This window comes from uncultured Salinisphaera sp. (assembly GCF_964012375.1).
In the GTDB taxonomy this organism is placed as follows: domain Bacteria; phylum Pseudomonadota; class Gammaproteobacteria; order Nevskiales; family Salinisphaeraceae; genus Salinisphaera.
Genome location: NZ_CAXGSH010000040.1, coordinates 1 through 19234, shown reverse-complemented (window position 1 = coordinate 19234; position 19234 = coordinate 1). Strand labels below are relative to the sequence as shown.

Genomic DNA, 19234 nt, shown 5'->3' with positions numbered 1-19234 from the left:
TGAGGCCCAACCGCCCTTCAGGCGTCGCAGGAGAGATCGATGGCACTCGATGCAGAAATCCTGTCGCGGATCCAGTTCGCGTTCGTGGTTTCCTTCCACATTCTTTTCCCGGCTTTCACCATTGGCCTGGCGAGCTGGCTGGCGATGTGCGAAGGCATGCACCTGTTCACGGGGCGCGACGTCTTTCGCCGGCTGTATCAGTTCTGGGTCAAGATCTTTGCCGTGTCCTTTGGCATGGGCGTGGTATCCGGCATCGTGATGAGCTTCCAGTTCGGCACCAACTGGTCGGTGTTCGCCGAAGCCACCGCACCCGTGCTCGGGCCGCTGTTCTCCTATGAAGTGCTGACGGCCTTTTTCCTGGAGGCGACCTTTCTCGGCATCATGCTGTTCGGCTGGAACAAGGTCGGCCCGAAGCTGCATTTCTTCGCCACGGCCATGGTGGCTATCGGCACCATGCTGTCGGCCTTCTGGATTCTGTCGGCCAATTCCTGGATGCATACGCCTGCCGGCTACGAGCTGCGCGACGGCGTGTTCTATCCAGTCGATTGGTGGGCGATCGTGTTCAACCCGTCGTTCCCCTACCGCCTCGTGCACATGGTGCTGGCGGCGTATCTGACCACCGCGTTCGTCATTCTGGGCGTAGGTGCCTGGTATCGCCTGAAAGGCACCGCCCACGAGGCATCCCGGGTGATGCTGGTGATGGGCGTGGCGTTCGTATCCATCGTCACGCCGCTGCAGATCGTGGCCGGCGATTTCCACGGCCTGAACACCCTCGAGCATCAGCCGGCCAAGGTGGCCGCGCTCGAAGCGCACTGGGAGACGGAGAAGGGCGCGGCGCTGGCGCTGTTCGCCTGGCCGGACGCAGAGGCCGAAACCAATCATTACGAGATTTCGGTGCCGAACATGGCCAGCCTCATCCTCATGCACGACTGGGATGGCGAGCTCGTCGGCCTGAAGGATTTTCCGGCGAGCGAACGCCCGCCGGTGGCCCCCATCTTCTTTTCGTTCCGGCTGATGGTGGGCCTGGGCATTCTCATGCTCATCGCCGGCCTGACCGGGCTGTGGCTGGCGTTTCGCGGTCGCCTGTTCGATGCCCGCGGCTATCATCGCTATCTGGTGGCGATGGCGCCTTCGGGTTTTCTGGCCGTACTGGCCGGCTGGTTCACCACCGAAATCGGGCGCCAGCCTTACACGGTGTATGGCCTGCTGCGCACGGCCGACTCGGTATCGCCGGTGTCCGCGCCCAGCGTGGCCGCCACGCTGATTACCTTCGTGATCGTCTACGGCATCGTTTTCGGTGGCGGCATGTACTACATCCTGCGCGTGATCCGCACCGGGCCCGGCAAGGCGCCCGAACACCCCGTGCCCGATCCATATGCCACGCCGGCACGGCCGCTGTCGTACCCGGATGAACCGGTAGGAGAAGAATGATGGACAGCATCGACATCCTGCCGCTGGTCTGGTTTGGCGTTATCGCCTTCGGCGTATTCATGTACGTGTTGCTGGACGGCTTCGTGCTGGGCATCGGCATTCTCTGCGGCGTGGCGTACGGCGAGGCCGAGCGCGACATCATGATGAACTCGGTCGCGCCGATCTGGGACGGCAATGAAACCTGGCTGGTGCTGGGCGGCGTGGCGCTGCTGGCCGCTTTCCCGCCGGCGTACACGGTGTTGCTGCCGGCGCTCTATCTGCCGCTGACCGGCATGCTCATCGCGCTGATCTTTCGCGGCGTGGCGTTCGAGTTCCGTTTCAAGGCGCGGCGCAAGCTCGGCTGGAATCTGGCCTTCGTGCTGGGCTCGCTGGTGGCCACCTTCTTCCAGGGCGTCACCCTTGGTGCGATCGTGCAGGGCATCGAAGCCAACGGCGCCCAGTACGTCGGCGGCTCTTTCGACTGGTTCTCGGGCTTTACCATGCTCACCGGTTTTGCCCTGGTCGCAGGCTATGCGCTGCTGGGCGCCACCTGGGTGGTGATGAAGACCACCGGTCTGTTGCAGGACCGGGCCTATCGCTGGTCGCGTACCCTGCTGACGGCGGTGATCGTGTTCATGGCGCTGGTGAGCGTCTACGTGCCGTTTCTGGACGGCAACTATGCCGAGCGCTGGTTCGGCTTCCCGCATGCGCTGCTGCTGGTGCCGTTCCCGCTGCTGGGCGTGGTGGTGTCCTACTTTCTCTATCGCAGCGTGGCCGCGCGTTACGAGTACTGGCCGTTTCTGCTGTCGCTGGGCATGTTCGCCGTGGGCTACGGCGGCCTGGCGGCGAGTTTCTGGCCGCATATCATCCCGCCGCATCTGACCATCTGGAATGCCGCTTCGCCGCCCGAGACCCAGAGTTTTCTGATCGTCGGGCTGTTGATCCTGCTGCCGTTCATTCTGTTCTATACGGCCTGGTCGTACTGGATTTTCCGCGGCAAGGTCGGCCGCGACATGGGTTATCACTAGCCCGGGAGCAATGACCATGCGTGAAACGCCGCGCCGTCTTCTGTGGTTCGTCGGCCTGGGCGTGGCCAGTCTGCTGGCCTGGGGCGCAGCCGCGTTCGTGTTCCGCGAGGTCGTCTTTTTCGTGCTCGAGCATTAGCCGCGTCGCACACGTTCGGCGAGCGCCGCGCGCTTCGAGCGCGCGCGATGTTCTAATAGCAGGATGAATGCTGTCCGTGCCGCGGGCCAGCGCTGGACGCTGGCCGATCTCATCGATTTCGAAACCGTGTTGATCGGCGTTGACAACGACGCGCTCGAACACGACCGGCTGATATTCAACCGCGATATCCGCCCCGTTCTGCCGGAAGGCGACGAGCGGGCGCGGCGCCGTGCCGGCTTGCACGCCTGGCTCGCCCACCGGCGCCAGACCGATGCGATCGACGCCGGCGAGGCCTGGACGCAGGGCCTGCGCCTGGCGCGCCTGGCGCTGTTCATGGGTATGGCCGCGGCCGGCTTTGCGTTGGTGGCCGGGTTGTGCGCAGGCACCGATGCCAACGTGCACGTCATCCTGTTTTTCGGCGTGACGCTGGTCTTTCCCTGGCTGGTGTTTGCCCTGTTCGTGCTCGTTCGTATGTGGGGGCGCGGTTCGAGCGTACGGCTCGAAACCTGGATGGGCCGCGTGATGGCTCGGGTCACGCGTTCGCAGGATGCCCATCGCCAGCACCGGTTTCGCCTGCTGCGCGAGCGGCTTGCCGAGTCGGCCGTGCCGCGCCGCGCACTGCAGGCCGCGCTGGCGCGTACGCTCCAGATCGGTGCGGTGGGTTTTAACACCGGCCTGGTGCTGGCTTTCGTCGGATCGCTGCTGGTCTTCGACGTGCGCTTCTATTGGGAGGCGACGCCGCAGACAAACGGCGTGGTCGCTTCTGCGACCCGCGTGGTGGCGGCACCCTGGCGTGGCGTATGGCCCGAGGCGGTGCCCACGCTCGCCCAGATTGAGGCCAGTCGTGCGGCTTATGTCGACGGCAGTCGGCGGGTGCCGTCGACGCCGCAAAGCACGGCGGCATGGTGGCGTTTCCTGCTCATGTCGTTGCTTGTCTGGGGGGTGTTGCCACGCTTGCTGCTGGTGGCCTTCTATGCGTGGCGCGAGCGGCGGGCGCTGGCGGCACTGGATTTTCAGTCGCCGGGGCATCGTGGCCTGTGGCGATCGCTGACCCGTATCGAGCGCGGTGCGGTCGCCGCGCCCGCGGCCGATACGGCGCTGCTGCTGGATGTGGGCGGCAGTGGTATTCAGGGCGCGGCTATTCGTGGTTTTCTGCTGCGCGCGCTGCGGGTGAACCCGGGCGCGCAGGCCCGTATTGGCGTGCTCGACGATGACGCCGAAGCGAGCGCCGACGCCGCGCTCGCTGCCGGGCCGGATCACGTGGTGCTCGCGGTCGAGGACTGGGGGCTGGCGCCGCGCCAGGTCGGTGCGCTGCATGCCCGGGTGCGCAAGGCAGTGGGTGAAAATACGCCGATGACGTGGCTCGTTTTCGCGCGGGACGCCCAGGGCCCGAGCGCGCCCGATGAGGCGCATTTGCAGCGTTGGACACGGTTCATCGACGGCCTGCGTGATCCGGCGACCGAAATCGTGGCCTACGACGGTCGGCTTTGAGATGGCGCTGCGCACCACACAACCTGCCGAGTGGGTCACCGCCGAGGTTCCCTGCTTTGCCGTGGTCGGCAAGGTGAACATGGGCAAGTCCGCGGTGCTCGCCACGCTGCTGGAAGAAGACGACGACCGCATCATTCGTATTTCGCCCGAACCGGGCGAAACCACGCGCTGCCAGAGGCTGTCGCTGGTGCTAGACGGTGCCGAGCGGCTGCGCTTTATCGATACGCCCGGGTTTCAACAGCCTATCGAAGCGCTACGCGCCATCCGCGCGCTGCACGGCAATCGCAACGGCACACCCGGGCTTGCGACATTGCAGGCGTTCGTCGACGAGTATCGCGATAGTCACCAGTTCGAGGACGAATGCCGCCTGCTGGAGCCGTTGCTGCAGGGCGCCGGCATTCTGTACGTCATCGATCCCGGTGTGGCGGTCTACGACAGCTTCCTCGCCGAGATCGAAATCCTGCGTTTTTCCGGGCGGGCACGGCTGGCGCTGCTCAACCAGCGCGGCGAGGCCGGCGCCGTGCATGAACACGAATGGCGCGAGCATCTGGGCAAGGCATTCAATCTCGTACGGGTTTTCGATGCCCATCGCGCGCGCTTTGCCACGCGGCGTGACCTCCTGGCCGCGCTCAACCAGATCGACGAACGCGACCGCGAGCATCTGCAGACCACCACCGCCTTGCTCGATGCCGAATGGGAGCAGCGCCGCGAGGAAGCCGTCGAACGCATCCAGCACTTCCTGCGCACCGCGCTGGCGCTGCGCGAACACGGCCATTATGCCGAAGACGCGTCCGCACCGGAGGCCGCCAAACGCGAAGCCGTGAAGCAGGCCAGCCGGCGCTATTACGAGCGTATTGCCGCGCTTGAGCGCGAGACAGCGAACGATCTTTTACGCCTGTATCGGCATACCGCGGTGCAGGCCGAAGCGATGAAAGGCTTTGACGACGATCTGGACCTGGCCAGCGATGAAACCTGGCGCCGGCTGGGCCTGACCCGTCAGCAGCTGACGTTCGTAGGCGCTGCGGTCGGCGCGAGTGCCGGCATCGGCGTGGATGCCGCGACGTTCGGCCACTCCCTCGGGGTTGGGGCGCTGATTGGCGGCCTGGGCGGCGGGGCGCTGGCGTTTTTCAAGGGTGACGCCCTTCCCACGCTGCGCCTGGACATGGTGCGGATTGGCCCGCTCGGCGGCCAGCGCATCACCGTGGGGCCGCCGCGCAACCCGAACTTCGCCTGGGTTTTGCTGGATTCGATTCTGATTCGTTACCGCCAGATTCTGTCGCGCGCCCATGCCCGACGCGGCGATGCCCTGCTCGAAGGCGAGGCCGGCGATGGCAGCATCGCGCGCGAGCTGGCCAGCGGCCCGCAGAAAGCGCTGGCGCGGTGGTTTCGCTCGGTCACCCGCGTCCAGCGCGACCCGGAACAGGAAAGCGCGGCTTTTGCCGCGCTGCTTGCCGTGCTGACGTTGATCGAGGACGAACTCTAGGGCCTGTTAACGCGAATGAAATAGAGCGCGTCCCTTCGGGTTGCGCCCAAAATCCCGCCATACGGCGTTGCGTGGCTTGGCCCTGGAATAACCGGGGCTGGCACCACGCGCCTTGTCTGGCACGATTTTGAGCCGCAACGCGGCGATTAGCATTCGTGTTAACAGGCCCTAGTCCTGCGTCTGTTCGGCGATGGCCTGCTGGATGCGCTCGTAGCTGACGACGCCGGAAAACATTTGGTCGCCTACGATCACCGTGGGGGTGGCACGCAGGCTGATGGCCTTGCCGGCTTCCTGATTGCGGGCGATCACGTCGTCCACGCCGCCCTGGGTCATGCAGGCTTCCAGGCGCTGAGCGTTCACGCCGGACTCGACCGCCATATCCAGAAACATGGCGGTGGGGTCATCGCGCTGCGACCAGTCACGCTGGGTTTCGAACAGGCGCTGGTGATAGGGCCAGAAACGGTCCTGACGGGCGGCGCAGCGCGCGGCCACCGCGGCCTGCTGGGCATGGGCATGCATGGGCAGCGGGAAATCGAAAAAGATGAAGCGCACCTTGCCGGAGTCGACCAGTTCGTCGCGAATCCGCTCGGCGGTGGGGGCGAACGCGCCGCAGGCCGGGCACTGGTAGTCGGCGAACTCGCGCACGGTGACGGGCGCATCCGCGCTGCCGACGGCCTCGCCGAGGGCGTCGTACTCGGTTTCAAAGGTGTTGATGGTGTCGGCGGTCAGGGTACGAACGTTGTCGGCCCCGGGTGCGGCGCCGTCACCGTTCCCCCGGAAGCTGATCACCAGGATCGCCAGGATGATCAGCGCACCCAGAATCAGGGCAGGAACGAACAGGGCGCCAAACAGGCTGGAACGGCCAGTGTTCTGGGGGCTCATACGACGACTCCTCGGGCCGACTGGTGGGCGACAACAGCCCGGGATCATACCGCGTGTGACGCCAGCGGGTCAGGTACGTTTCCAGCGGACATAAGAAAGGAGGGGCCGCGGCCCCTCCTCGATACGCTTGATGCAAGCGCCGCGATTAGTTGCTGGCGTCTTCGGCAGCGTTTTCCGTCTTGTCAGCCGCGTTGTCGGCCGCATCGCCGGTTTCATCGGCGCCACCACTGATGGCATCGCGGGTGTCATCGATGAGGTCCGTGGTGCCGTCCTTGATACGCGTCCATGCGCTGCTGGCGGACTGCTTGGTCTGATCCCAGGCATCGGCCGCCTGACTCTGGGTGCTGTTCCACCAGGAGTCGTTGTAGACCGGATAGCTGCTCAGGGTCTTGCCGTCAGCCATCAGGGTGATGCGATAGCGCGGTTCGGTCGCCTTCTCGCCCTGCATGGTTTCGACGCTGAGCTGATCGGGGGAGACAACATAAGACTTGCCGTCCAGACCGAAGTTGTTCTCGGTTTCGATTACGAACGACTTGATGGTCATGTTGTTGTCGAGGATGACGTCGTCGACTTCGCCCACCGGCTTGTCGCTGCCCTGGGCATAGACATCGGCGTCCATGAGCTGATCGGCCGAATAAAGGCCTTCGGGTTTCTGTTGGGCCAGCGCAAAGGTGCTGGTCGCCGCCAGGGTGATACCGGTCAACGCAATGGCACTCGTCTTACGTATTGCCATGATCATGTCCTCGGTTATTTGAAAATACCGGTTCGGATGGTAGGCACGCATGCTGAACAACAACTGAAAATCCTGATTTCAGTTTGCTGGGCGATCCAGTGCGGCATCGAGTTCGGCTTCGAATCGTCGCAGCAGCGAGTCGCCGCGGGCGGTAGAAACGCGATACAGCCGCCAGAGCGGCCGCGCCAGTGCCAGCCCGGCCAGCGAAACGAATTGAACCGGGTTGGCAGCGCTGGCTTGCTCGGCCGCCAGGCCGCTCACACAGGCAAGCCCGGCGCCGCTGGCGACGGCGCGGACGATGGCGCCGCTGTCGTCAATGATCAGATGCGCGTTTGGAGCGGTATAGCCGGCCAGTGCCAGATTCTGTTCGAACACGGCCCGCGTACCCGAGCCCGGTTCGCGGGCGACCCAGGCATGCCGATCCAGATGGGCCAGATCGATCGAGCCGACGTCATAGCCCGGCGGCGCGATCACCTGCAGAGTGTCCGTGTGCCAGTGCGCAATATCTAGATCGTCGCGCTGTGGCGGGCCTTCGATCAGTGCGATATCGGCTTCGAGGTTCGCAACGCTTGCTTCTGCCTGGGCGCTATTGCCGGAGAACACCCGTATTTGCAGCTTGGGATGCGTCTGTCGTAAACGGGCCAGGCCGGCAGGTAATACATAGCGGGCGATGGTGCTCGAAGCGGCCAGGCGAATGGTGCCGCTGAGCGCGGCTACGCCGCCGGTTGATGGGGCAAGGCGTTCCGGTAGCCGGGCGAGGGCGTCCATGGGCTCGACGGCCAGGGCAAGCAGCTGGCGGGCGGCGAACGTCGGCTTGATCTCGCGACCATGGCGTTCGAACAGGACCACATCCAGAGCGTCGGCCAGTTCCGCAATCGCTTGGCTGACCGCGGCCTGACTCAGGTGTAGCGCCTCGGCCGCGCGGCGTACCTGGCCGGTTCGGGCGACGGCCGCGAAGATCTCGAGTTGGCGCAGGGTGAAGCGTAGGCGTTCGGCCATGAGTGATTAATCGATAAAACCGAATTATTAGTTTGGTATAAATCGATTTTAGTTAATGCGCAATGCGTAGAGGCTTGGTTCCACCTTTTCGAAAGCCTTGCCATGCGTATGTCGCTATCTGTTGCATCGTCGCTACCTATCCCGTTTCGCCAGGCGTCGAATCGATTGGCGAGCGTGTTGCCGGGACTCATGCTGTGCCTGGGTCTGGCCGGCCTGTCTTATGTGATCTCGGCATGGCCTGCGCTCAATCGGGTGGTGCCCTTGAGCGCGTTAACGGTCGGCATTCTGGTCGGCGTGTTGCTACGGCTGTGCGTGGCCTTGCCTGCGCAGGTCGAGCCCGGCATCCGCTGGACGCTGCACTATCTGCTACGGGCCGGCATCGTTTTGCTGGGGTTTCGTGTCGTCGTACAGGATCTGCTGTCTGTCGGTCTGGGCGGTTTGGTGCTGGTAACGACCGCGGTTGTCAGCACTATCGTGCTCGCCATCGCGCTTGGCCGACTGCTTGGGTTGCCGGATACGCTCAGCGTGTTGGTCGGCTGTGGCACCGGCATATGTGGGGCCTCGGCCGTGGTGGCGGTGGACGGCGTGATCCGCGCGCGCGAGCAGGACGTGGCCTGTGCCATCGCGATGGTCACGGTCTTCGGCACGATCGCGATGTTCGCCTACCCGGCGATCGCGCCGCATATCGGTTTGAGCGAAGCGGCGTATTCCGCCTGGGCCGGCAGTTCCATTCATGAAGTCGCACAGGCGGTCGCTGCCGGTTTCGCGTTCGATGACGCCGCAGGGGTTCAGGCCAGTCTCTACAAGCTGTCACGGGTGGCGTTACTGGTGCCGGCATGCGCGGTGTTGGCGGTATGGTGGCGCCGGCGCGCCGCGACCCGCGGCGAAAACGATCGCGCCTCGCCATTTCCGCTGTTCGTGGCGTTGTTCGTGGTAGTGGTCGGGCTCAATTCCTGGGTGAGCATGCCGACGCAACTACACGCGGGACTGCTGCGTGTCGACGCGGCGCTGCTGGCCGCGGCGATGGTCGCCATGGGTTTGCAGACGCGGCTGTCGGCGGTCCTTGGCCTGGGCTGGCGGCCGCTCGCGCTCGGCCTGGCGGTGGCGATCTGGATAAGCGCGATATCACTGGGCGGTGCCGTCTTGCTAGGCTGACGCCGTGCCGGCCACTGGGCGCAAAACGCGCGCGCCAACGCGTGATCGGCCAGCCGCTGTGAGGCCACGCGCGGGCAGCGCGATGCGGAGGGTCGTATCGTATCGGCGCAGTCTGTGCGTTGCCTCGCAGCCGTGGTTCCACGGAACGCGGGCCGGTATGCGGCAAAAAAACCGCGATCGTTTGCTGTCGTTTTTTCAACGAAGTGGGTACCATTAGTTGCACTGCACAATGACCGTCGTGCTCATCCCGGTGCAACGGATCATGCGCAACAGACGTAGGTAGCCCCGTAGCTTGAAATACGGTCGTCCACGTCGAGCGCGGTCACTCGTTGGAATGCATGTAATGTCTATCGAAACGCTTGGAAAGACGATGCGCACCCTGCGGGTGCCCCTGATTGTTCTACTCGCATTGTCACTCAGTGGCTGCAGCTCGCAGTGGTTCATCGATACCTTCCATCTGAACGAGCTGGTGACGTTTTTCACCGCGGGGCCGATCGCGGCCTATCAGCGCAACGTCATGCTGTTCACCTTTATGGTGATGCTGTTCGTGCTGGTGCCGGTGGTCGGCTTCACGCTCTGGTTTGCCTGGCATTACCGCGCCGGCAACCAGAAGAACACCTATACGCCGAACTGGCACCACTCGAACTTTCTCGAAGCCTTCCTCTGGGGCGGGCCGGTTGCGATCATCCTCATCCTGGCCCTGGTGACCATCGTCTCCACCTTCGATCTGGATCCCTACAAGCCGATCGAGTCGGAGAATGACCCGATCCGCGTGCAGGCGATCGCCATGGACTGGAAGTGGTTGTTCATCTATCCCGATTATGGCGTGGCTGCGGTCAACGAAATGGCCATGCCGGTGGATACGCCGCTACAGATCGACCTCACCTCGGTGAGTGTCATGAACGGCTTCATGATTCCGCGCCTGGGCAGCCAGATCATGGCGATGTCGGGCATGCGCACCCGCCTGCATCTGATGGCCGACGAAAAGGGTGAATTCTTCGGCAAGAACTATCAGTACAGCGGGGACGGCTTCGCCAACCAGCGGTTCACGGCCGAATCGCTGTCCCAGGCCGATTTCGATGCCTGGGTCGACAAGGCGCGCAGCTCGGGTCGGCCGCTTGATCTGAATGCCTATCGCAGCCTGGTCGAGCCCAGCCGCAATGTCGATCCGATTCTTTATTCGTCTGTGCCCGACGGTTTGTTCGGCTATGTCATGCACCGCTTCCAGGTCGGCGATGGGAAGATTCCGCCTGACGCCGTGCCCAGCGACCTGACTGCCGACGACGTCGCCCAGCACGGGCATGCCCACTAGCTCGCCGCGAGCCGGGAGAAGACCATGTTTGGAAAACTCACTCTAGACGCCTTCCACCATTCGAGCATGATCATCGTGTTTGCGAACGCGATCATGATCGGCACCGGCCTGGCCGTGGTGGCCGCGCTGACCTATTACCGCAAGTGGGGCTATCTGTATCGCGAGTGGTTCACGACCGTGGACCACAAGAAGATCGGCGTGATCTATATCGTGATCGCCCTGATCTTTCTGCTGCGTGGTTTCATCGATGCCTCGATGGTGCGTGCGCAGCAGGCGACCGCCGGTCCCGGGATGGACGGCTATCTCGAGGCGGGCCATTTCGCCGAGCTGTTTACCGGCCACGGCACCATGATGATCTTTTTCATGGCGATGCCGTTTCTCGTGGGGCTGATGAATATCGCCATTCCACTGCAGATCGGTGCGCGCGACGTATCCTTTCCGCTGCTTAACGCGGTCAGCGTATGGTTGACCGCCGCCGCCGGCGCGCTGGTAATGATCTCGCTGCTGGTGGGCAGCTTTTCGGAAGCCGGCTGGTCGGGCTATACGCCGTTTTCGGGCCTGGCTCACAGTCCCGGGCCGGGCGTGGATTACTGGATCTGGGCGTTACAGATATCCGGTATCAGTACCACGCTGACCGGCGTCAACTTCGTGACCACCATTCTCAAGAAGCGCGCGCCCGGCATGACGCTCATGCGCATGCCGATGTTCACCTGGACGGTGCTGTGCACGAGCATTCTGATCGTGGTGTCGTTCCCGGCGCTGACCGCGGCGCTGGCCCTGCTCGCGCTCGATCGCTCTGCGGGCACCCACTTCTTCACCAGCATCATGGGCGGCGACCAGATGCTGTATATCAACATGTTCTGGCTGTGGGGCCATCCTGAGGTCTACATTCTGGTGCTGCCGGCCTTCGGCATCTTCTCCGAAGTGGTGACGACCTACTGCAACAAGCGCCTGTTCGGCTATACCTCGATGGTGTGGGCGACCATGGCGATCGCCTTCCTGTCGTTCGGTGTATGGGTGCATCACTTCTACACCATGGGCCAGGATCCGCTGCGTAACTCGATCTTCGGTATTGCCACCATGATCATCGCGATCCCGACCGGCGTGAAGATCTACGACTGGATCTGGACCATGTTCCGGGGCCGTATCGAGTACAAGCTGCCGATGCTCTGGACCCTGGGCTTTCTGATCACGTTTGTAATGGGCGGCATGTCCGGCGTACTGCTGGCCATTCCGGGCGCCGACTACAAGATGCACAACAGCCTGTTCCTGGTGGCGCATTTCCACAACGTGCTGATCCCCGGCACGATGTTCGGCCTGCTGGCCGGGTTCTACTACTGGTTTCCCAAGGTGTTCGGTTTCCGTCTCGATGAGAAATGGGGCCGCCATTCCTTCTGGGGCTGGCTCGTGGGTTTCTATGTGGCGTTCGTGCCGCTTTACATGCTCGGCATCATGGGCATGCCGCGGCGCATGGTTACCTATGACAACCCGGCCTGGCATTTCTGGCTGGTGATCGCGGCCATCGGGGCCATGATCGTGGCCTACGGCATTTTCGCCATGTTCATGCAGATTTATGTGAGCTGGCGCGACCGCGAGAAAAACGCCGACCTGACCGGCGACCCCTGGGGTGGGCGCACGCTCGAGTGGTCGATCCCGTCGCCGCCGCCGGAGTACAACTTCGCGGTGGTGCCCGAGGTGCGCGATCGCGATGCGTTCATGGAAATGAAGGTCAGCAACCGGGCCTATGAGCGGCCGGCGGCGTACGAGGACATTCATATGCCCAAGTCGACGCCGATGCCCATCGTGGTGGCCGCACTGTCGTTCGTTTTCGGCTTTGCCTACGTATGGCACATCTGGTGGCTGGCCGGGCTATGCGTGCTGGGCACCGTGGCTGCCGTGATCGTGCGTAGCTTTAACGAGGAAACGGAGTTCGTGATTCCGGCTGCCGAAGTGGAGGCCGACGAGGATGCCTTCCACCGCCGGCTCAAGGACGCGGATGTGTTCGAGCGTATTAAAGACATCGAAGAGTACGGCGACGAGCGTACGCCCAATGGCCAGTTCGTCGAGCCGACCACTCGGGCCACGTCCGGTTTGCCGGGCTGATAGGCAAACGATCACGATCGACTGGTATTCGAGAGGCATAGTTCATGGCGTCAAGCCCATCTCACGATCTAAACCGCGTTCGCGCCGCAGCCAGGGCGGATTCCGAAGTCAACTTCGGTTTCTGGGCCTATCTGATGAGCGACGTGGTTCTGTTCTCGATGCTGTTTCTGGCATACGTGAACCTGTCACAGCGATACGCCGGTGGGCCGACCCCTGGCGATATCTTCTCGCTGCACGGCGTATTTCTGGAAACCATGGCCCTGCTGGCCTCCAGCCTGACCTTTGGCCTGGCCATGGTGAGCCTGCATCAGGGTAAGAAGAACCACATCATCGGCTGGCTGCTGGCCACCTTTTTGCTGGGCGGTTTCTTCCTCTGGCACGAGGTCAGCGAGTTCGTGCATATCATCCACGAAGGCGCGTCGTTCGATCGTAGCGGCTTCCTGTCGGCCTACTTCGGGCTGGTGGGCACCCACGGCGCGCACGTGTTCTTTGGCATGATCTGGCTGTTGACCATGGTGGCCCAGGTCGCTTTGCGAGGGCTGACGCCGGCGATCGGTTCGCGCCTGGCACGGCTGAGCCTGTTCTGGCACTTTCTCGATCTGGTCTGGATCTGCGTGTTCTCGACCGTCTACCTGCCCGGACTGATTCAAGGAGGCAGCGCATGAGCCATTCCGACGACGCCACCCCGGGCCACGCCCCGACCGCAGGCGCCTATATCACGGGTTATCTGCTCGCCCTCGTACTTACCCTGATTCCTTTTGGCGCGGTGTATTACGACGCGTTTTCACCGGGCGTCATGCTGCTCGTCATTGCGGCGACGGCCATCCTGCAGCTCGGCGTGCATCTGCGTTTGTTCCTGCATCTGGACATGTCCCAGGAGCAGCGGTGGAATACCATTTCCGTGCTGTTTTCCGTGTTCACCATCTTCGTGATGGTGGGCGGCACGCTATGGCTGTTCTACAGCCTGTATTCGCGCCACATGATGGTCGGCTACTAAGCGGCTCTTAGGTACGCACCACGTAAAAAAGCCCGTGTCGCATGCGACACGGGCTTTTTCCCTTCCAGCGGGCGGAGGTTACTGGGCGTCGTTATCGGCATCCATGCCGCCTTCGGCGCCGGCGTTGGCCTTGGCGGCCGCGGACGTGTCCGAGGACATGCCGGCTTCGCCGTCCATATCGTCATCATCCATGCGGTCGTCGGACGCCGAGGTGTCGACGTCGGTATCCGTATCGACATCGGCTCCGATCGAGGTGCTGCCGCCGGCCTGGCCACCGACCGCCCCGTCCGTGCCGTTCATGCCGCCGGCGGTGCCGGACTGGGTATTGGCGCCGGTATCGACGCCCACGTCGGCATTCACGCCGGCGCTCGTACCGGTGGCGCTATCGGCGTCGGTGGCCGTATCGGCCAGTGCGATGCCCCCGGTCAATGCCAGTGCCGCAGCTGTCGCGATGGCGAATTGCTTATACATGGGATCTCCTCGTGGTTTGCATATCAGGCCCGTGACGAGGCCTGGGTATTCACGGTTACGCCCGGGGGCTGAACCTCTCGTGAACGACCATCGTCGCTTGTGAGCTGGCGGCATAGGGGACAGGGCGGGCCGCATGCTTGTAACCTTGTTGCTTCGGTTCAAGGGCGTATACACGGATGTCCATACCCGTCTCTATTCTTGCGATCGCAGTGGGCGCGGCCTGCGGCGCCAATCTGCGCTGGGCGCTGGGGCTGGCGCTGAACGCGCTGTTCCCGGCGTTGCCGCCCGGTACGCTGGCGGCCAATCTGCTGGGCGCCGGCCTGATCGGCATGGCGATCGCCACGTTTGCGGCCATGCCCGAGCTGTCGCCGTTCTGGAAGCTGGCGATCGTCACCGGTTTTCTTGGTGCGCTGACCACGTTCTCTACTTTCTCGGCCGAGATCTTCACCCAGATTCAGAGCGGCCGGCTGGGCTGGGCCTTCGTCGGTATCGCCGCACACGTGGCCGGCTCGCTCGCGATGACCGGCCTGGGTATGGGCGCAGTGGCCTTGTTGCGCCAGATTGGACGATGAACAGGAGCAACCGAAGATGAAAGGCTTCGAGCTGATATTCATGGCGCCGCGGTCGCGTCGCCATCACGGCAAACCGGTACTGGATACGGTCGCGGAACTGGCACGAGAACAGGGCATCGAGCACAGCACGCGCCGTGTCGATGCCCAGGGCACCGGCCATAGCGGGCATACCCATTCGGCGCATTTTTTCGAACAGGCCGATGAGCCCGAAGAGCTGATGTTCGTGCTCGATGGCGGTCAGGCCGATGCGCTGGTACGAAGCGTGGACGAGCAGGCGGTGCCGGTGTTCTGCGTGCGCCGCGCGATCGAGTACTGGCACTTCGGCGAGGACTGAGCTCGCAGCTCGGCAGGCAGCGGCTCAGTCGCGCGCGGCGTGTTCGCCGTGCCGGGCGGCGATCAGCCCCGGCAGTTCGTCGAAATGGACAAAGCGGGTCAGTGCGATATCGGGATGCCTGGCGATCGCGCCGTGCGGGTCGTAGCCGAATACCTGCATGCCGGCGCGGTGCCCCGCGATCACGCCGGCGTCGCTGTCTTCGATCACCGCACAGCGCTCGGGCGCGACATCGAGCGCGGCCGCTGCGGTCAGGAATAGATCCGGCTCCGGCTTCCACACGCCGATCGTATAGGCGCTGAAGACATAGTCGCCGAAATAGCGGGCCAGATCGGTTGCATTAAGCGCGGCAGCGAGCTTTTTCTCCGGTCCGCTCGATGCCACGCAGCGGGGCAGCTCGATCGCCTCGATCGCAGCGCGTACACCCGGCATGGGTTGTAGCTCGCGATAGAACAGGTCGATCATCTGCCGGCGATAGCGCGGGGTGAAATCATCCGGAATGACCACGCCATGGCGCTCGGCCAGCGTATCGATCATCTGCTCGAACTGGCCGCCGCGAAACTCGGACTCGATCGCGCGGGCGTCGAGTGCGATGCCGTAGTCGGCTTCGAACATCTCGGCAACGCCGCGGGCGTTGAGCAGCTCGCTGTCGACGAGCGTGCCGTCGCAGTCGTAGATCACGGCTTCGATGGGCGGCAAGGCATGGGCAGGGTGTTCGGTCATCGATAAATCTCGTGGAGGGGTATCGGCAGCCGATACCGACAGGCCGGCCTTCGATCATGGGGGCGCGCAGCGCGACCAAAACCCTCGGCCGGTGCATTGTCCGCCGACGGCGTGCAGGTCTTGATCGGCCGGCCGATGCCTCAGCTGATGCGTACCGGATGGGCAATGACCGCGTTGTACAGACAACCGTGGTCATTCCAGGGCACCGAGGCCGGCTGAACATGGCCGTTGTCGTCGGTCGCACGAATGCGGATGACGTGCGGCCCGGGCGTTGCCCGCCACGTGAACGCCCAGCGCACCCAGGCGCCGGCGATATTGGGCGCTTCCAGGCGCGCATCGTGCCACGGGTCTTCATCCACGGCGTATTCGACGCGCCGCACCTGGCCTTCGCCCGAAAAGGCGCGTCCGCGCAGCGTGTGTTCGCCGGCGGGCAGCTCGGCGTTCCAGTCGAGTTCGATCACGCTCATCACCGGCATGGTCGTAATCGGGATGCCGTCGGCGGGTGGCTGGGCCGGGTAGTCCGGCCCGGCCAGGGTGTAGTCGCGCGTGTTCCAGTGGGTATGCAACGGCTGGGTCGATACCCGGATTTCGCCCAGCCACTTGATGCTGGCTGCCCCAAGCCAGCCGGAAACCACCAGCCGAGCCGGGAAACCGTGATCGGGTGGCAGGCGTTCGCCGTTCATGGTCAGGGCGATGAGCGTATCGTCGGCCATTGCCTTGGCCGCGGGAAGCGGTCGTGCAAAGGCGTTCTCATCCAGGCCCACCGGCAGCACATCGCGCGCCGTCTCGGTAATGCCGGCACGTTCAAGCACGTCGCGCAGACGCACCCCGGACCACTCGGCCACGCCGATGGCGCCGGTATGCCACTGGGCGCCGCCAGCCTGCTGGCCGTAGCGCTCGGCAAAGAAGGCGCGGGCATTGCCGGCGCATTCGATGGCGCGGGTGATTGCGATCTGGGGCATGGCGCGCAGCGCCGCGTAGTCGAGTTCCAGCGTCCGGGTAAGCCCGCCGCCATGTACCCGCAGGCGCCAATCGCTGGCATCGATACGCGGCGTCGGGTTGTGGCTGCGCACGAAAAAGCGGCTGTTGGGCGTGAGATAGCCTTCCAGGCTCGCCAGCCGTGTTCCCACGTTGCTGTTTTCGCCGTGCTCGGGCACGTGAAACCATGCCTCGGGCGTGGGTTTGTCTATACCGCCGGTATCGTCGCTCATCGCCGGTCCCGGTGATGCGATGTGTTGTCGCTCATCCTCGGCGCTCGTATGACGTTAAGCAAAGTAACGAACGCGCGCCGGGCACGTCGGCGCAGCCGCCACGGCGGCTCAGTGGTGGTGACAGCAGTGGGCCGGCGCCTTGGCCTGTTTCGACAGCCGCCACAGGCCGAGGCCGACGCCGATGAACAGCAGGTTCAGCCAGAATGTGTAATCGAGTTCGAAGAACGTCATGGAGCCGACCGTAGTGGCGGTGGCCTGCGGTGCCCAGCCGCCGAGCGTGAATATCACGTCGATGAGAAAGCCGGTGAGCACCATGGCGACATAGAGGATCGCGCCGAGCTGCAGGGCGAGGCGGGTGCCGTAATACTGGCGATAGACCAGCAGCATGGGAATGACGATGAGATCGCCATAGATGAAGGCCAGGGCGCCGCCAAAGGAAATACCGCCGTTGAACAGTGCGGCCGCCATGGGCACGTTGCCGACCGAGCATACGAAGCTGAATACCGCCACGAGCGGGCCGACCAGCGCGTTTTCGATCATCTGCAGCCAGCTGACGTGATCGCCCGAGGACAGGAATACGGCCTGCCAGAAGCTCTGCGGTACCCAGACCACCACCGTGCCGGCGACCACGATGCCGATGACGATATCCTTCCAGATCATCGACCAGTCCATGGCAAAGCGTGATGCGGCCATGCGCCAGCCCTCCAGGCTGAACAGGCTGGGCACGGTGTCGTCTTCGCCTTGATCGGCCTGGTCGGATTCGGCCTCGCGCAGGCGCTCGAAACCGCGAAACGGGCCAAAGCTTTTCATCAACAGGGCCATGATCGTGATCAGCACGATACCGCCGGCGAATTCCGCGACCACGAACTGCCAGCCCATCAGCGACCAGAGCACGAAGCCCAGCTCGATCACCAGATTGGTGGCCGCGATCATGAATGCGATCGCGGCCGTGATATGGGCGCCGCGCAGAAATACGCTGCGGCTCATGGCGGCCGCCGCATAGGAGCACGATGAACTGATCGCGCCGAAAAAGCCGGCACGGGCCAGCGATGCCGGGCTATCACCGCCCATGACACGGGCCATGCGGTGCTTGGGCACGAAAGCCTGTACGGCACCGGAAATCGCGAAACCGAGCACCAGCGCCCAGAGCATCTTCCAGCCCATGCCCGCGATCGTGTAGATCGTATCGCCGATCATCGAGAGCCAATCCATACATCTTCCTGTCTGCGCCGCCGAGTGGCTGAACGACGACAAACGGTAGGCCCGTAGCCGGGTACGGATGCAAGCGGCATGCGTCGTTCGTTTTGTTCAGTATTGATTGAATGATGGTGGCGCTATAGGCTTTCACGCCATGAGCGACACCCCCCAGGCCGTCAGCGGCTTTATCGAACGCATGGGCCTGGCGGCACAGAGCGACGGCATGCCGCGTATTGCCGGGCGCATCTTGGGTTATTTCATTATCCACGACGGGCCGGCGAGTCTGGCCAGGCTGGCCCAGGAATTGCAGGTATCGCGTGCGAGCGTGAGTACGAACGCGCGGATACTGCGCAATCTCGGCGTTCTCGAAGCCACGGCGGTGCCCGGCGATCGTCAGGATTATTATCGGCTGGCGGAACGACATTACCTGCGCCTGCTGGAAGGGTATGTGGAACGCATGGGCACGATGAGTGCCTCGCTCGCCCAGGCCGAGCGCGAATTGCCGGCCGACTGGGCCGGCGCACAGACACGGCTGGCGGATATGCACCACTTCATCGACACGGCGAGGGACAACATTCGCGATCTGATCGAACATCTTGCCGACCGCACTGACGGCATCTCGCGTGGGCAGCGCTCATGAGTCGCATGCCCACGATACGTCCGATCTGGATCGTGCTGATCATCGTGGTCGTGCTGGCGGCGTGGCTGGCCTCCGGCATGGTGGGCGGCGGGGAGCCGACAGGCGAAACCGCCCCCAAGGCCGATCAGGCCCAACCCGTCAGCGTGGCGGTGAGGACATCGACGGCCGAACAGGTCTGGCGCGAAGTCGAGCTCAACGGCCGTACCGCGCCCGATCGCGCAGTCACGCTGCGCGCCCAGACGGCCGGACGTATCGACTCGATCAGCGCCCGGCGCGGTGCCCGCGTCAAGGCGGGCGAAGTGCTCGCACGTATCGCCCTCGACGATCGCGGGGCGTCGCGCAACGAAGCCCGTGCGGTGG

At 63.8% G+C, this 19234-nt stretch carries 20 protein-coding genes; 13 read left to right on the top strand and 7 right to left on the bottom strand.

Features of this window, described 5'->3' with window-relative positions; translation table 11 throughout:
* Positions 1 to 39 precede the first annotated feature (39 nt).
* The 4 genes from ABNU97_RS08825 to ABNU97_RS08810 all read left to right on the top strand — a co-directional run bounded on the left by ABNU97_RS08825 (position 40) and on the right by ABNU97_RS08810 (position 5548).
* Positions 40 to 1431, top strand: a complete 1392-nt coding sequence (locus ABNU97_RS08825; protein ID WP_348766368.1) for a cytochrome ubiquinol oxidase subunit I — start codon at positions 40 to 42, stop codon at positions 1429 to 1431.
* Positions 1431 to 2438, top strand: a complete 1008-nt coding sequence (gene cydB, locus ABNU97_RS08820) for a cytochrome d ubiquinol oxidase subunit II (protein ID WP_348766367.1) — start codon at positions 1431 to 1433, stop codon at positions 2436 to 2438. Before ABNU97_RS08825 ends, cydB begins: the two co-directional genes overlap by 1 nt.
* A gap of 199 nt (positions 2439 to 2637) precedes the next feature.
* On the top strand, positions 2638 to 4065 hold the full coding sequence (locus ABNU97_RS08815) for a DUF2868 domain-containing protein (protein ID WP_348766366.1): 1428 nt from the start codon (positions 2638 to 2640) through the stop codon (positions 4063 to 4065).
* Between the two features lies 1 nt (position 4066).
* Positions 4067 to 5548 carry a DUF3482 domain-containing protein gene (locus ABNU97_RS08810; RefSeq protein ID WP_348766365.1) on the top strand — a complete coding sequence of 494 codons (1482 nt, stop codon included), beginning with the start codon at positions 4067 to 4069 and terminating at the stop codon, positions 5546 to 5548.
* A gap of 168 nt (positions 5549 to 5716) precedes the next feature.
* Here ABNU97_RS08810 and ABNU97_RS08805 read toward each other — a convergent pair whose 3' ends face one another.
* From ABNU97_RS08805 to ABNU97_RS08795, 3 genes are all read right to left on the bottom strand, one after another.
* Entirely contained in the window at positions 5717 to 6430 is a 714-nt protein-coding gene (locus tag ABNU97_RS08805) for a thioredoxin domain-containing protein (protein ID WP_348766364.1), read from the bottom strand.
* A 145-nt stretch (positions 6431 to 6575) separates the two neighbouring features.
* A complete protein-coding gene (locus ABNU97_RS08800) occupies positions 6576 to 7163 on the bottom strand; it encodes a hypothetical protein (RefSeq protein WP_348766363.1) in 588 nt (195 codons plus the stop codon).
* A gap of 78 nt (positions 7164 to 7241) precedes the next feature.
* Positions 7242 to 8162, bottom strand: a complete 921-nt coding sequence (locus ABNU97_RS08795; RefSeq protein WP_348766362.1) for a LysR substrate-binding domain-containing protein — start codon at positions 8160 to 8162, stop codon at positions 7242 to 7244.
* 102 nt (positions 8163 to 8264) lie between these two features.
* Here ABNU97_RS08795 and ABNU97_RS08790 point away from each other — a divergent pair, with 102 nt between their 5' ends.
* From ABNU97_RS08790 to cyoD, 5 genes are all read left to right on the top strand, one after another.
* Positions 8265 to 9317, top strand: coding sequence for a putative sulfate exporter family transporter (locus ABNU97_RS08790; RefSeq protein ID WP_348766361.1), 1053 nt, complete (start codon positions 8265 to 8267; stop codon positions 9315 to 9317).
* Positions 9318 to 9660: 343 nt separating this feature from the next.
* On the top strand, positions 9661 to 10629 hold the full coding sequence (gene cyoA, locus ABNU97_RS08785) for a ubiquinol oxidase subunit II (protein WP_348766360.1): 969 nt from the start codon (positions 9661 to 9663) through the stop codon (positions 10627 to 10629).
* A 24-nt stretch (positions 10630 to 10653) separates the two neighbouring features.
* The gene (locus ABNU97_RS08780) at positions 10654 to 12732 is read left to right on the top strand and encodes a cbb3-type cytochrome c oxidase subunit I (RefSeq protein WP_348766359.1); all 2079 of its coding nucleotides are present in this window, start codon (positions 10654 to 10656) and stop codon (positions 12730 to 12732) included.
* Between the two features lie 44 nt (positions 12733 to 12776).
* On the top strand, positions 12777 to 13397 hold the full coding sequence (gene cyoC, locus ABNU97_RS08775; RefSeq protein ID WP_348766358.1) for a cytochrome o ubiquinol oxidase subunit III: 621 nt from the start codon (positions 12777 to 12779) through the stop codon (positions 13395 to 13397).
* Positions 13394 to 13729, top strand: coding sequence for a cytochrome o ubiquinol oxidase subunit IV (cyoD, locus tag ABNU97_RS08770; protein WP_348766357.1), 336 nt, complete (start codon positions 13394 to 13396; stop codon positions 13727 to 13729). Before cyoC ends, cyoD begins: the two co-directional genes overlap by 4 nt.
* 78 nt (positions 13730 to 13807) lie before the next feature.
* Here cyoD and ABNU97_RS08765 read toward each other — a convergent pair whose 3' ends face one another.
* Positions 13808 to 14200: a hypothetical protein gene (locus ABNU97_RS08765; RefSeq protein WP_348766356.1), complete on the bottom strand. Its 393-nt coding sequence runs from the start codon at positions 14198 to 14200 to the stop codon at positions 13808 to 13810.
* Positions 14201 to 14382: 182 nt separating this feature from the next.
* On the opposite strand from ABNU97_RS08765, the gene crcB reads away from it, so the two are divergent.
* Positions 14383 to 14772, top strand: a complete 390-nt coding sequence (gene crcB / locus ABNU97_RS08760; protein ID WP_348766384.1) for a fluoride efflux transporter CrcB — start codon at positions 14383 to 14385, stop codon at positions 14770 to 14772.
* Between the two features lie 16 nt (positions 14773 to 14788).
* A complete protein-coding gene (locus ABNU97_RS08755; RefSeq protein WP_348766355.1) occupies positions 14789 to 15106 on the top strand; it encodes a DUF190 domain-containing protein in 318 nt (105 codons plus the stop codon).
* Positions 15107 to 15130: 24 nt separating this feature from the next.
* Here ABNU97_RS08755 and ABNU97_RS08750 read toward each other — a convergent pair whose 3' ends face one another.
* From ABNU97_RS08750 to ABNU97_RS08740, 3 genes are all read right to left on the bottom strand, one after another.
* Positions 15131 to 15826 (bottom strand): HAD-IA family hydrolase, encoded by a 696-nt coding sequence (locus ABNU97_RS08750; RefSeq protein WP_348766354.1) that lies wholly within the window; start codon positions 15824 to 15826, stop codon positions 15131 to 15133.
* Positions 15827 to 15966: 140 nt separating this feature from the next.
* On the bottom strand, positions 15967 to 17037 hold the full coding sequence (locus tag ABNU97_RS08745) for a sulfite oxidase (RefSeq protein ID WP_348766353.1): 1071 nt from the start codon (positions 17035 to 17037) through the stop codon (positions 15967 to 15969).
* A gap of 108 nt (positions 17038 to 17145) precedes the next feature.
* Positions 17146 to 18249, bottom strand: a complete 1104-nt coding sequence (locus ABNU97_RS08740; protein ID WP_348766352.1) for a permease — start codon at positions 18247 to 18249, stop codon at positions 17146 to 17148.
* 139 nt (positions 18250 to 18388) lie between these two features.
* Here ABNU97_RS08740 and ABNU97_RS08735 point away from each other — a divergent pair, with 139 nt between their 5' ends.
* Together ABNU97_RS08735 and ABNU97_RS08730 are read left to right on the top strand one after the other, a co-directional pair.
* Positions 18389 to 18874: a MarR family transcriptional regulator gene (locus tag ABNU97_RS08735; protein WP_348766351.1), complete on the top strand. Its 486-nt coding sequence runs from the start codon at positions 18389 to 18391 to the stop codon at positions 18872 to 18874.
* Positions 18871 to 19234: biotin/lipoyl-binding protein (locus tag ABNU97_RS08730; protein ID WP_348766350.1), on the top strand; the 364-nt coding region annotated here is incomplete at its 3' end. The genes ABNU97_RS08735 and ABNU97_RS08730, both read left to right, overlap by 4 nt.